This window comes from Lacunisphaera limnophila, assembly GCF_001746835.1.
Lineage (GTDB): Bacteria > Verrucomicrobiota > Verrucomicrobiia > Opitutales > Opitutaceae > Lacunisphaera > Lacunisphaera limnophila.
The window spans coordinates 1,972,507-1,985,658 of record NZ_CP016094.1 but is presented as its reverse complement, the minus strand read 5'-3'; the positions used below and the strand labels follow the sequence as shown (position 1 = coordinate 1,985,658).

8 protein-coding genes are annotated in these 13,152 nt (G+C 64.2%); 3 read left to right on the top strand and 5 right to left on the bottom strand.

The genetic code is table 11. The annotated features are described in order from the left end of the window. Positions 1 to 20 precede the first annotated feature (20 nt). Entirely contained in the window at positions 21 to 1,763 is a 1,743-nt protein-coding gene (locus Verru16B_RS08205; RefSeq protein WP_179947406.1) for an Rne/Rng family ribonuclease, read from the top strand. Between the two features lie 222 nt (positions 1,764 to 1,985). Here the strand turns inward: Verru16B_RS08205 and Verru16B_RS08200 are convergent, their stop codons facing one another. Both Verru16B_RS08200 and Verru16B_RS08195 read right to left on the bottom strand, forming a co-directional pair. After that, positions 1,986 to 3,329 (bottom strand): sensor histidine kinase, encoded by a 1,344-nt coding sequence (locus tag Verru16B_RS08200; protein WP_069961828.1) that lies wholly within the window; start codon positions 3,327 to 3,329, stop codon positions 1,986 to 1,988. After that, a complete protein-coding gene (locus Verru16B_RS08195; RefSeq protein WP_069961827.1) occupies positions 3,322 to 4,035 on the bottom strand; it encodes a response regulator transcription factor in 714 nt (237 codons plus the stop codon). Before Verru16B_RS08195 ends, Verru16B_RS08200 begins: the two co-directional genes overlap by 8 nt. A gap of 243 nt (positions 4,036 to 4,278) precedes the next feature. On the opposite strand from Verru16B_RS08195, the gene Verru16B_RS08190 reads away from it, so the two are divergent. Continuing rightward, positions 4,279 to 6,681, top strand: coding sequence for a TonB-dependent receptor (locus Verru16B_RS08190; RefSeq protein WP_069961826.1), 2,403 nt, complete (start codon positions 4,279 to 4,281; stop codon positions 6,679 to 6,681). A gap of 296 nt (positions 6,682 to 6,977) precedes the next feature. Beyond that, the gene (locus Verru16B_RS08185) at positions 6,978 to 7,337 is read left to right on the top strand and encodes an RNA recognition motif domain-containing protein (protein WP_069961825.1); all 360 of its coding nucleotides are present in this window, start codon (positions 6,978 to 6,980) and stop codon (positions 7,335 to 7,337) included. 247 nt (positions 7,338 to 7,584) lie between these two features. On the opposite strand, the gene Verru16B_RS08180 is transcribed toward Verru16B_RS08185, so the two are convergent. From Verru16B_RS08180 to Verru16B_RS08170, 3 genes are all read right to left on the bottom strand, one after another. After that, the gene (locus Verru16B_RS08180) at positions 7,585 to 9,924 is read right to left on the bottom strand and encodes an alpha-L-fucosidase (RefSeq protein ID WP_083270206.1); all 2,340 of its coding nucleotides are present in this window, start codon (positions 9,922 to 9,924) and stop codon (positions 7,585 to 7,587) included. Positions 9,925 to 10,059: 135 nt separating this feature from the next. Continuing rightward, positions 10,060 to 11,934, bottom strand: coding sequence for an Ig-like domain-containing protein (locus Verru16B_RS08175; RefSeq protein WP_069961823.1), 1,875 nt, complete (start codon positions 11,932 to 11,934; stop codon positions 10,060 to 10,062). Between the two features lie 100 nt (positions 11,935 to 12,034). Beyond that, positions 12,035 to 13,126, bottom strand: a complete 1,092-nt coding sequence (locus tag Verru16B_RS08170) for a Gfo/Idh/MocA family protein (RefSeq protein WP_069961822.1) — start codon at positions 13,124 to 13,126, stop codon at positions 12,035 to 12,037. Positions 13,127 to 13,152 lie beyond the last annotated feature (26 nt).

Here is a 13,152-nt window from a genome sequence, read left to right as displayed (position 1 = left end):
CCAAAGGGACCACCCCCACCATGAACGATCAGTCAGCCCCCTCCGGCGCCCCCCAGGACGCCGCCTCACGTGAAGAGGAACTCACGCAACCGCCCCGCGCCCAGCAAGTCGACCCCCTCACGGCCGGCCAGCTGAAGGCCGAATCCAAGGAACGCGCCGCCCAGCGGCCCATCCTTCAGAAGATCCTCGGCATTTTCCGCAAGGAAAAGGCCATCTTCCGCGAGCTCGTCATCAACTCCGAGCCCCTCGAGAAGCGCGTCGCGCTCCTCGTTGACGGCCAGCTCGACCGCTTCGAGATCGAGCGCGAATCCGACGACCGCATGGTCGGCGGCATCTACAAGGGCCGCGTCAAGAACCTCGACCCCGGCCTCAAGGCCGCCTTCGTCGACATCGGCTACGCCAAGAACGCCTTCCTCCACTACTGGGACATGCTCCCCGCCGCCACCGACTCCTCCGTCGAGGTCGTGCGCGTGAACAAGAAGAAGGGCGCCGTCGAGCGCAAGGCCGAGCCCACCGTCAAGGACATCCCCGGCCTCTACCCCCCCGGCTCCGAGATCGTCATCCAGGTCACCAAGGGCCCCATCGGCACCAAGGGCCCGCGCACCACGACGAACCTCTCTCTCCCCGGCCGCTACCTCATCCTCACCCCGTTCTCCGACGGCTGCGGCATTTCCCGCAAGATCGAGGATCCCCAGGAGCGCAAGCGCCTCAAGACCCTCATCAACGAGCTCACCATCCCCGAGGGCATGGGCGTCATCGTCCGCACCGCGGGCGAGGGCAAGAAGTCCCGCTACTTCGTCCGCGACCTGCACCTCCTGCTCAAGAAGTGGGAGACCATCATGTACAAGATGGAGCACGACCGCGCCCCGTCCAACCTCTACCAGGAACCCGACATCGTCGAGCGCACCGTCCGCGACTTCCTTACTGAGGACATCGACCGCGTGCTGATCGACGACGAGAGCGACTTCAAGCGCACCCAGGAGTTCGTCTCCCAGATCTCCTCCCGCTCCCGCGGCAAGATCGCCTACTACAAGGACAGCATCCCGGTCTTCGAGCGCTACAACATCGAGCGCCAGATCGAGCAGACCTTCCAGCGCAAGGTCACCCTGCCCTCCGGCGGCCAGATCGTGATCGACGAGACCGAGGCCCTCATCTCCATTGACGTCAACACCGGCTCCCACAAGAGCCGCTCGGGCGACGAGAAGAACACCATCTTCCAGGTCAACATGGAGGCCGCGGTCGAGATCGCGCGCCAGATCCGGCTCCGCAACATCGGCGGCCTCGTGATCATGGATTACATCGACATGAAGGAGCGGCGCCACCGCAACGCCGTGTACGACAAGATGGTCGAGCTCATGGCCGAGGATAAGGCGAAGACGCACATCCTCCCCATCTCGCAGCTCGGCATCATGCAGATGACGCGCCAGCGCCAGCAGGAGAGCCTGAGCGCCAACTTGTACACGCCCTGCCCGTACTGCCACGGCCGCGGCACGGTGAAGAGCGCCACGACGATGTCCGTCGAGCTCCAGCGCCGCCTCAGCTCCGTCGCCCGCCGCCTCCAGGCGCGCAAGGACGGCAAGGAGTACAGCCTCCGCGTCCACGTCCACCCCGGCATCCTCGAGCGCCTCCGCTCCGAGGACTCCGACCTCCTGGTCCGCATGGAGAAGCTCTTCGGCGTGAAGTTGGCCTTCCGGGCCGACCCGAACTACCACGTGGAGAACTTCAAGATCATCAACGCGAACACGAATGAGGAGTATCGCTGAGCGATACTCGGTTCTTGGTTAAGCGTTGTTGGTTGTTGGGCTATTTTCAGCGCCGGTCACCCGACCGGCGCTTTTCTTTTGGAGGGCCCAGCTCCAGCTGGGCCGTGCCTTGCGGTCGCGCACAACCGCTGAGTGAGTCGCCTGGCGGGATGTGCCGAAGAAGGCAGTCGGACGCGGTCAGTCTTTGTAGTTTGTAGCCGAATCCTGTCGCACTACGTCCGCTCAGGTGTGCGCACGGGGGAAGATCACTTCGATGCAGGTGCCTCCCTGCTCTCGCGGCACCTTGGTCAGCCGCCAGCCATGGGTGCGGCAGAGGCGTTCCACGAGTGTCAAACCATGCCCATGCCCCGGCGCCGGTGTCACGGCGATATCCCTGAACTCGGGCAGTCCCGGACCGTCGTCCTCAACCCGCAAGCGCACCTCGCCATCAATCGAATCCACCCGCACGCCCAACTCGCCACCCGGGAGATGGGTGAAGGCGTTGCCGATCAGGTTGTGGCACAACACGGCCAGTACTTCGCGGTGGCACTCGATCGTCACCGCTTGGTCGGCACAGAATTGAATCCGCAGCGGGTGCGTGGGATAGAGCGCGCGAATTTCATCCACCACTTCCGCCACCACCCCGGCCGCGTCTACCGGCTGGGTCGGCGTCCGGTGGCGGCCTTCCCGGGCGACCATCAAAAAGATCTCGATCAAACGTTCCATGCGATGCACGGAACGTTCGATCCGCCCGAAATAGCGTTCCCGCGCCGTGTCATCCGTGCTGGTCTGCAGCAACGCGACCGCTCCTTTCAGGGTGGCCACCGGCGTGCGCAACTCGTGACTGCAATCCGCCAGGAAATCGTGCTCCCGGGCGAACGACTCGCGCAGGCGCACCTCGTAGGCTTCCAACGCTCCCTCGAGAAAACCCACTTCGTCGGGGTTGACGCGCGCCGCCCGTCCCGGGGCAAGCGCGGCGACCTTGATGTCGGGATTTCGTTGCTGCACCCGCTCGGCGAGAGCGACGATCGGCTTCAAGGCCCACTGGACGATCAGCGAAGCTCCGGTAAGCGACACCACCATGACGACGAGCGCCGCGATCAGGAGCGCGACTTGAAACGAGCCGACAATCGCGTCGGAGTACTCGTCGACCGGACTGACGAGCCAGGTCACCGCTGCTCCCGTCCCCGGCGAGTCGACCCAGATCACATATTCCTCATCCCAGTCCGACCAGTACATGTAATCGAGGAATCCGTGCATCACTTCGGTCCGATGCTGCGCGGGGTCGCGGAATGCAGGATACAGACCGCGTTCCGTGGGCGGAGCCGCGAGTCCCAGCGCCTCGCTGATTGCTTCGCGGGAAGTATAGCGGATCACCCCGGCCGGCAGCGGTGCCGTCGGCCCGGCCTGCGCCGCGTATTCGAGCAGGTGCGCATAGTACTGGTTCTTGAGGCGCTCTTCGGCGGTGAGCAACAGCATCCATCCCACCCACGCGGTCAAAGCGGCCTGCAAAACCGCCAGGCCCACGAGCAGCCAGCGAATCCGCGAGGCCAGGCGGCCCGGCGGCCGTTTTTTCGCGTCATTCATGTCGGCGCCCAGGCTCGATCACGGCCAGCTGATAACCGACTCCGCGTTGCGTATGCAGCAGCGCGGTGCGCTCCGCCCGATCCACGGCCGCACGCAGGGTCGCGATGTGCGTGCGCAACGCGTCGCTCCCGGGCGGGTGATCCGCCCACAGATGATGTTCCAATTCCTGGCGGAGGACGACGGCCGGGGATCGCGCCATCAGGAATTCTAGGATGGAGTAGCCCATGCGGGTGAGCACGAGCCGGCGGTCGCCCCGGCGGACCTCCCGCGTCGAAGAATTCAATTCCAGGTCGTGCAGACGGATCACCGGGGAAGGAGACAGCGCTGAACTGCGCCGCACCAGCGCCCGCAATCGCGCGAGCAATTCGGGTAACGCAAAGGGCTTGACCATGTAGTCGTCCGCCCCGGCCGCGAATCCCGTCAGTCGGTCGTCGAGCAAATCCGCGGCGGTCAACATCAGCACGGGAATCCGGGGCGCGATGCTGTGCCGCAACCGACGGCAGACCTCCAACCCGTCGATCACCGGAAGGCGAAGATCCAAAATCACCGCCGCGTGCGACTGCTCACTCACGCGGTGCAGGGCGAGGGCTCCGTTGGGCACATAGTCGACACTCCACCCCCGTTGCTCGAGGTAGTCCTGAATATTGCCGGCGAGGTCGAAATTGTCCTCCACGAGGAGAACGGGTTTGTTGGGGGCGTCGATCATCCTGGGAAGCGCACGTGGCCGAACCGGGCCGTCGTCCGCGCGATGCCCGAACTTGCTGGTCGGAACCCGCGACCATTTCAATCTGTTTGTTGAGCAATCGTCGATACCCGAGGCCCGCAGACTGGAATTCGGTCTCCCCGTTCACCGCTCTGTCGCTGGCGACGCTGACGACGGCGTGATTTGGCGTTTCTTTAACGTTCGCCTCACGGCCTATTCACGCGCGCTCGCGTAGTCTCTGGTCTCATGGACTTCCAAATTTGCGACAGGAGATTCAATAAATCATGGTTTACCCTGGTGGTGCTTCTCATGGGTTTGCCGATTCTGGCCCAATCAGCCGAGGCGCCCGGTGGGATGACCATTCTGGTAAAAGATGAGGTCACCGACCGGCCGCTCCCAAACGTGCAGATCACGATCACGGAACGGGAGACTAACACCACGCGATCCGTTGAAACCGACGCCCAAGGGCGCATCGTCGTTGAAGCGCTCGACCCCGGCCTCTACGCGGTGAACGTCGCCAAAAGCGGGTTCGCTTCTTCGTCTGAGCCAAGCGTCCGCGTGATCACGCGCAAAAACATCCAGATTGATTTCGAGCTGCTGCGCCAACCGGTGATTCTGGAGAAAGTCGTGGTGCGCGCCCGCCCCGCTGATGTCTATGCTTCCGCTTCCAGCACCTATCGCAATCGGGAGGAATTGACCGGCGCCGTGGGCGGTGGCGCCGATCCGCTGCTGTCGCTGGACGGTTTGCCCGGCCTGGCCTCCACCGGTGAATTTGCGAGCTTCAGCGTCCGCGGCCGCGGCCCGAGGGATAATTTGTTTTTCGTGGATGAATTTCCCTTTGATAAAGCGGTGCACTTCGACGCGACCCTGGGCGAAGACGAAGATATCGGTGGCGGCGGCCGTTTCTCGATTTTCGCCCCGAACGTGATCAGCGGAGCAGAGTTCTCACCCGGTGGCTGGGGTCCCGCATATGGCGGCCGGGCGGCCTCGCTCCTCAAGCTGGAAGTCGCCGGGGGCGATCCCAGCCCCTCCGCCAGCGTGCGCATTGACCTGGCGGGCTTTGAAGTGGGTTACGAAGGCCCGGCCGGGATCACGGATGGCTCCACCGTGCTCGTTTCTGCCCGACAACTGGATTTTGGCGCGTTTTTTGAAACGATCGAAGAACTGGACATTGGCGATCCGGTCTTAAGGGACGTCCTCGTCAAGTCGGTCATCCCCATCAACCAGCGCCACACGTTTGAAATCCTGCTGATTGATACCCACGAGGACTATGTTCGCGACGTGACGCACGTTTTTGCGTCGCCCAATTTTGAGGACGCGGCGCTGCTGGATTTCAAGCAAGACAGTGATCTGTACGGCCTGACCTTGCGCTCATTGGTCGGGGACGAAGCGGTTTGGACCAACAAGGTTTACTACCGCAAAAGCGACAAGCTCAGCTCGGAGGGTGAAGCTTTTCCCGATCTCGTGCCGCCGGGATCACCCGCGTCCAGTTTTCCCGTGCGGGAGAACATCATTACCATCGGCGAAGGCGAGACCGAGCTCGGCTGGCGCAGCGACTTCAAGACGGTGAATCACTGGGGCGTGTTCAGCGCCGGGATTCACGCCACGCAACTTGACCTGGACTACTCCACGGTCTTGGCGGGCGATTGGAATCGATTTATCTACGACGGCAACGACCTCCGCGCCAACCCCGGTCAGCGTTATATTGTGCTGACCCCCGCCAGGACCAACTCCGCCCTCAATCGGAAAGAGACCAGCTATGCCGGCTACGTGGACCAGGTTTTCGAGCGCGGCGATTGGGATGTTCGCACCGGGCTGCGGTTCGAACGGGACGGCTTTGCCAACGAAAGCCTCGCGTCGCCCCGGTTCGGCGTCAATTGGCGGCCGGGCGACACGATCAGGTACTTTGCCACCGCCGGGCTCTTTCATCAGTCGCCCCGGTTTTTGCAACTGGCCGCCAACGCCGCAAACTCACTTAAGAACGAGGAAATCACGCACGGTAGTATCGGCTTTCAGTATTATCCGAACAAACGCTGGTCGGTTTTGGCGGAAGCCTATTATCAAAACCTCGACAACCTGGTGGTAAACCTTGATCGCGTCCGCGGCACGTTTTCCAACATCGGTGACGGCACATCGTACGGCGTCGACCTCGTGGTCAACGGCACGATTCTCGAAGGCCTCTACGCCACCGCAACCTACTCGTACAACGATTCCGTGATCGACCGGAAGGACGGTCGCGGTGACGTCGTTGCCGACTTCAGCCGCGAGCATGTGGGTACTCTCGGCCTTACCTGGGAAATCAGCGACCGCTGGAAGGTCGGCGCGCGCTACAAATATCTTTCCGGCCGTCCCTACGACGACTTTGTGATTCACTCCGACGTGCTGGGACCGGGACAACCGCTGCGTTACTCGAAGGAGATCACGGCGCGCAATGTGGGTCGCAACAGCGGTTACGGCTTGTTGAACGTTCGCGTAGATTATCGGCGTTCCTTTGGCCCCATCGACGTCACAACCTTTATTGATGTCATCAACGTAACGGCCGCATCGTCGAGCGACGGCTCCGAGTTTGACTACCGCCGAGGCGTTCCCGTGGAGGACGAAAGCGAAGCCGAGCCGCTTATCGGCCTGCGGCTGGATTACGCTTGGTAGGAGGAACGGCCGGGGATCGACCGAGGGGGGCGGCCCCGTTGTTGGTCGATTCTCGGCGCGCGGGGCAGCTGGACGAGGTCTGGCTGGGTGGCTAGGGTAATTTTCCTCCTCCGGCCTGTATTTCACTAACCCAACGATAGACTGGCTAATCGCCGCGAGGCGTGAATGGTAGAGCTGGATACGTCGCGCCACAGTGACTGTAGGATCAACGGCTGAACCTGGTTCACCTGACGATTTGAGCCCCGACAGTCGGGGACGGACTGTTTTGGACACTGCGCAACCTCGTCCGCCCTACCATGAACCCTCGCATCTATATCGCCAACCTTCCCGTCACGATCACCGAAGCCCAACTGCAGGCGGCATTTGCACCTTTCGGGACCATCGCCAACTGCTTCATCGCCATGGACCACGCCACCGCGACGCCGAAGGGCTTTGCCTTTGTCACGTATGGCACAAGGCAGGAAGCCGACGCCGCCGTCGCCGCCATGAGCGGTGCCGACCTGAACGGGCGCGCCCTCACCGTCAGCATTGCCCGCGAGCCCGAGCCGGTGCCGGTCCGCCGCGTCGCCGCGCCGCCGCCGCGCCGCCCCAGCCCCGGCGGTCGCCCCGGCTTCGGCCCCCGCCCCACCGCCCCAAGCGGCCAGCTCCCACGCTGAACCAGCACCCACCCCTCCTCCCCCACGCCCGGCCCACCGCCGGGCGTTTTGCTTTACCTGCCCTCCGCGTCGACCGACGAGGCGAAATTTCAGGCCGAGGCTCAGGGAGAAAGTTCCTCGGCCTAGCTTCACCCTCTGCGTCTTTGCGTGAGACAACGTTTCCCGCCGCTCACGCCTTCCCGCTAACCGCCGCCTGCGCGCCGGGCGCGCTGCCAAACCGCGCGTGATTTCGCCCGCCGGGCTTCGTCTATGGCTGCTTCGTCAGGGTCCGCAGGCCGTCCAGATTCGCCCGCAGGACGCCTTCGACATCGACGTCCTCCACGTGGCCCAGTATGCCCAGCGGGCCGACATAGCCGGCGGCCTGCAGTTGGCGCAACATTTCCCCTTCCCGGGTGCCCTGGCCAAGCGGCAGGATCTTGGGGCCCTCCGGCCGCATGCCGTTCAGGTTTACCGCCCGCAGGTGCGGCACGAGCCGGTGCAGAATGTCGGCATAACGATCCAGCTGATCGTGCGCGTGATGAAAATTGTAGACCAGACCGACGGAGTCGTCGCCGACTGCCGCCAGAATCTTGAGCTGGTTCTCCGGTTCGCCAAACCAGCCGCCGTGGTTGTAGAGCGCCACCGTGCCTCCCGTCTCGGCCGCGCGGTCCCGCAGGTGAGCGACCATGGCCCGCGCCTTGAGCAGGCGGGCCTCGTCATCCAGACCGGCGAAATAATTGTCGTGGAATCCCACCCAGAATTCCACGGGCAGGTGCGCCTGCGCGACCGCGTCGAACACGGCGCGGTTACTCGCGCCCAGCGCGCCCACCTGGTCCTGCGTCCCGTCGATCCAGAGCCAGATGGCCCGCAGGTTCACGCCGGCCGCGCGCGACCGCTTGATCTCCTCCGGCAGATCCTTCAGGTGCTCCGGGCGCCAATCCCACACATACTGCGTGAAACCGAGGCGCTGGAGCATGGCGATGCGCTCGGCCGGGGTGCGTTTCTGGCTGTCGTATGGCACGATGCACCAGGCCAAGAGGTTGGTCGAAGCGAAGAGCGACTCCGGCCCTTCAATGCGCAGGACGTAGGCAAACCGACCGGGTGCTTCCGCCGGCAGCCGCACGGTCACGCCCTCCGTCGAGTTCTCCCACGTGAGCGCCGCGCTGGAGCCGAGGAGAGTGATGCGCCGGGCCGCGGTCAGCGACTTGAGCCGCACGCGCTGGTCGGCCGGCCAACCGAGCAGGATGGCATAGAGCGTGTCGCCCTTGGTCGTGAAGCGGATGTCGGCCGACGTGAACGGCTGGGTCTGTTGCTGGAAGTGCCCGCCGGCGACGATCGTGGGGCCCTCGCCGAAAAGCTTCCACGGACGCGTGCCGTAGATTGCCTCGCCGTTTTGCGCCAGCCAGGTGCCCACGCTGGTCAGGGCCGCACGTTGGTCATCCGGCAGGGTGCCGTCGGCCCGCAGCGCCACGTTGAGCAGCAGGTTGCCGTTCTTGCTCACGATATCGACCAGGTTGTGCACGACCACCTCGTCCGTGAGTTCCATCGGCTTTTCGTCGATGAACCAGTTGTTGTTCAGCGAGGTGTCGGTCTGCCACGCGAAGTACCGCAACCGGTCGCTCTGGCCTTTCTCGATGTCCAATACGACGGCGCCTTCATCCGGCACCGTCCCCGGCCCCCACGACTTGATGGTGAGCACGGGAGCCGCGGTACGGTTGTAGAGCGAGGCAGCCAAGCGCAGTCCGTGCTCCCCCAGCGGCATCGGTGAATCGAAGTAGAGGAGATCGGGCTGGTAGTCATCGATGAGCTGCTGCGTGCGGGCGAACCACTTGTCCTTGTAGGCTTGATCCGGTTTCGCGTCGTCGGGGTGAGGCGGGTTGGTAAAGCCGCCGGCGTGGGGCGGGCCGTACAGATCGGCGGGATCCAAGCCTTCCCACCACCGGCCCGTGCCATCGGCCTTGGTCAGGTTGCCATCATACGGCACCCCCTTGAGCGGTCCGTGGGTGTCGGCGCCATGCGCGACATGGAACCAATCCCACGAGCGGTCCGAGTGCGAGGACGCACCGAACCGCAGGCCATGGCGGTCCGCCGCGTCCTTCCAGCCGCGCAGGATGTCGCGCTTGGGCCCGAGGTTGACGGAATTCCACGGCTGGAACTTCGAGTCATAGAGGTCGAAGTTGTCGTGATGCACCGCCACCGGCACGATGTAGCGGGCCCCGATTTCCTTATAAAACTTCACCAGGGCATCCGGATCCCAACGTTCCGCTTTCCACAGGGGAATCATATCCTTGAAACCGAACTGGGACGGATGCCCGTAGGTCTTCAGATGGTGGGCGTAGGCGTTACCCCAGGGAGCACCCTCCTGCAGATACAGGTGGCGCGCGTACCAACCGTCATTGGCCGCCGCCGGCAGGCTCTGCACCCCCCAGTGCATGAAGATACCAAACTTGGCGTCACGAAACCATGCGGGCGCCTCGTACGCGTGCAACGAGGACCACGTGGGTTCAAAAGTCCTCTGCGGACCCGGGGCCCCGGGCAAGGAGACGGCGGTGGCCGGCAGCAGGGAAACGAGCGAGAGCAAACGAAACAAAGCGCGACAAGCAGGCATGGCAAAAACAGGGGAGAGAGGGCTGAACGCGGGGTTGCCGCCATGTTTTAGTCAACCCCGGCCCATAGCAAACAGGTTCGCCGCGGCGCCGGCACGAAGAAAGCCTCGTGCCGGCGGACATCTTCCCCCGCCCCCTCAGCGATGCTCCTCGTAGCTAACGTCCACCTTCGCGGCAAAGGCCAGCTTCTTGGCCGCGCCTTGGAAGCGGATGCTGTGCGTCAGCTCGTCGTAGACCCAACCGTCCACCGGATCGGCCTTCACCTCCACCCCATCCACCAGCACGCGAAGGCTCTTCTTGTAGAGCGTGGCCCCGGGACCAACGGGTTCGAGTGCCACGGCCACGGTGTCGGCGATGCGGTCGCCGAGCGCGGCCAGCGGGCCGGAGAAGTCGCTGTCAATGTTCAGAACCGTGCCACCCGTGAGTTCGGCGGCGCGGCGATGCGACACGTTGCCGGGTGACACGACGGCGTGCATCTCGATCTTTCCGCGCTTGTTGCCCTTCACGATGATGAAGGGACGCAGCACCCAGAAGTTGATATAGCTGTCGAGGGTCTGGCGCTTGCCGGAGTTGCGCTTGTTGAACTGCGTCAGCAGCTCCGGCAGCTTGCCGTTCTCGATCCACTCGGCCTCGCGCTCCCCGTTTTTCAGATCCTTCCACACCGCCATGCGCGTCTCCTCCTCGTCCATGAAGTAGACCACGATCGTGGTCGCGTCCGGCCGCAGCAACGCGTGCTGCTGGTGCTGGTAGTTCGAAACGAAGTTATAGACCGCCGTAAAAGCCGTGCGGTTGCTGGAGCCGTTGGTGCCCACCTTCACGAGCTCGGCAAATACGCCGTCGGGCGTCGTGGGCGTCACCCATGGCTGGGGCAGCACGGGCAGCGTCACGAGGCCGCCGTTGCTCGCCACCTGCTTGGTGAGCGCTTTCGGCCGCTGCTTGCGGTCGAGCACCGGGTTGCCCGCGGCGTCGAGCTCCACCGAACGGACTTTCTTGAAGGGACCCTTGTCGCCGGCCCGACGGCTGCCGCCCACGTTGACAAAGTCGGTCGTCAGCACCGCGATCCGGTAGTCGAGCTGGCGCTCGTCGAAGAGCTTGCGGAAACGACGCAGGTTGTCGGCGATGCGTCCCTGGTGCGACGCCATCGAGGGCGAGTTGTTGATCACGAACACCAGGTCCACCTCGCGGCTCTTGGTGCGGTCGGCGACGAGGTGCTTCGGGTCGCGGATCGGCTCGACGGTCACGATCACGATGTTCTCCACGCCCAGCCGGGGATGGTTCTCGTCAAAGGTGTAGTAGTGGAAGCGGTCCTCGCCGATGAACCCGGGGTCGGGCGCATAGGTAAGCTGGCCGCTGGCCCGGTCCAGCTTGGCCGTGCCGTGCTGCGGCCGGACCTCCTCATCCAAGGCATACGCCACCTGCGGGGCAACGAGGTTGGCCCGCTCCGCCGGCGGCATGAAATCCTCGTGGCTGGGAATCTTCTTGGACACGGCCTGGTTGGGCCGGGTCAGCAGGACCACGGCATGCTCGGCGTTGGCCCGCTCGCGCGGGGCGGTGATCACCAGCTTGTCCAGCACGAGCGGCGCCGCGGGCTTCACCTCGATCACCACCTTGTTTTGGAAAACCAGGCCGGTGCTCTCGTTGCGCACGGTGTAGGTGAAGGAATCCTCCCCCACGAAATCCTCGCGCGGCTGGTAGGCGAAATAGCCGGACCGCCCGCCCTTGTTCAGGAAAAAATCCTCCTGGTCGCCGCCGGCCAGACCGACCCGCCCAAACAGCGGCTCGACCGTGATCGCGTAGACCAGATCCCCGGTCGTCTCGGCGTTGTAGATTTCCGGGGCGACGGGCAGCTGCCCGCTCACGCCCTCGCCCTCGGCCGTCAGGTGCATCGGCGTCGGCGACACGATGAGCTCCGCGTCCCCCGGCAGGTTCTGGGCCCGAGCCACCCCGGCGATCAGCAGGAACAAAAGGCCGGACAAACCCAGCGTCGCGGCAAAATTGGTTTTGAGCTTCATAGGCGTAAGCACGATGCCGACCTTGGAGTCTGTCAACCGGGACTATGTTCCCCCGACCGGCGTCTGGAGCTGTAACCGAGGCCGCTGGCCGCCCCTCCCCTTACCCGACCTTCTCCTTCTGTCCCGAGGAGGCGGCGCGATAGATCGCCTCCACGACGATCGTGTCCTTCAACCCCTCCTCGCCGGGGGCGAGCAGCGGCGTGCCGTGCATGATGGCGGCGGCATCGTCGTCCATCTGCTTCGCCTGCTGGTTCGGCACCACGGCGTCGAGCGCGACGCCGTCGCTGGTCGTGCCCTTGATGCCGCTGTAATTCTGGAACGGCGACAGCTCATACCAACCCTGCGTGTTCCCCACCCGCAGCCGGTTCATGCGTTTGCCGAAGCTCGCCTCGCCGGCGGCCGTGGCTCCGCCCGGAAATTCCAGCTGAAATGCCATGGTCTCTTCCACCTCGGTGTAGATCTCCGGCCGGGTGGTCGAGGCCTGCGCCGTGACCGCGATGGGCTCGAGCCCAACCCCGTACCGGATCGCGTTGAGCGGATAGACGCCCATGTCGCCCATCACGCCGCCGCCCATCGCCTTCTTCTGCTTCCAGTGATCCTTCCGCGGGTCGACATAACCGGCCTCGGCCGTGGCGCGGACCGCCGGCCCATATTTCTGCTCGCGGCGAAATTGCATGATCCGCTGGGTGTTCGGCTCGTGGTGCAGCCGGTAGCCGATCGCGAGCGTCACCCCATGGTCCCGGCACGCCTTGATCATGGCCTCGCACTCCTTGACCGAAGGCGCCATCGGCTTCTCACACCACACGTGCTTCCCCGCCCGCGCGGCGCGGATCGTGTACTCCGCGTGCATCGACGGCGGCAACACGATGTAGACCACGTCGATGTCCGTGTTGTTGGCGATCGTGTCAAAGTTGTCGTAGTTGTAGAGATTCGCCTCCGGCAGCCCGTGCCGCTGCTGCCACATCGCCAGCTTCGCCGGCGTGCCGGACACGACGCCCGCGAGCCGGCACTGGGTCGTGAGCTGCAGGGCCGGTGCGAGGAGATCCGTGCTGTAGTAGCCGAGCCCCACGAGTGCCACGCCAAGCCGGTCCTTCTTTTTCGGCACGATGACCGACGCCCACGAGCGCGTCGCCATCGTCATCCCCGCCGCTCCCACCGCCAATTGGGTCAGAAACCTTCTGCGCGTGTTCATAAATGGATTCCTTTCCCAGAAGTTAC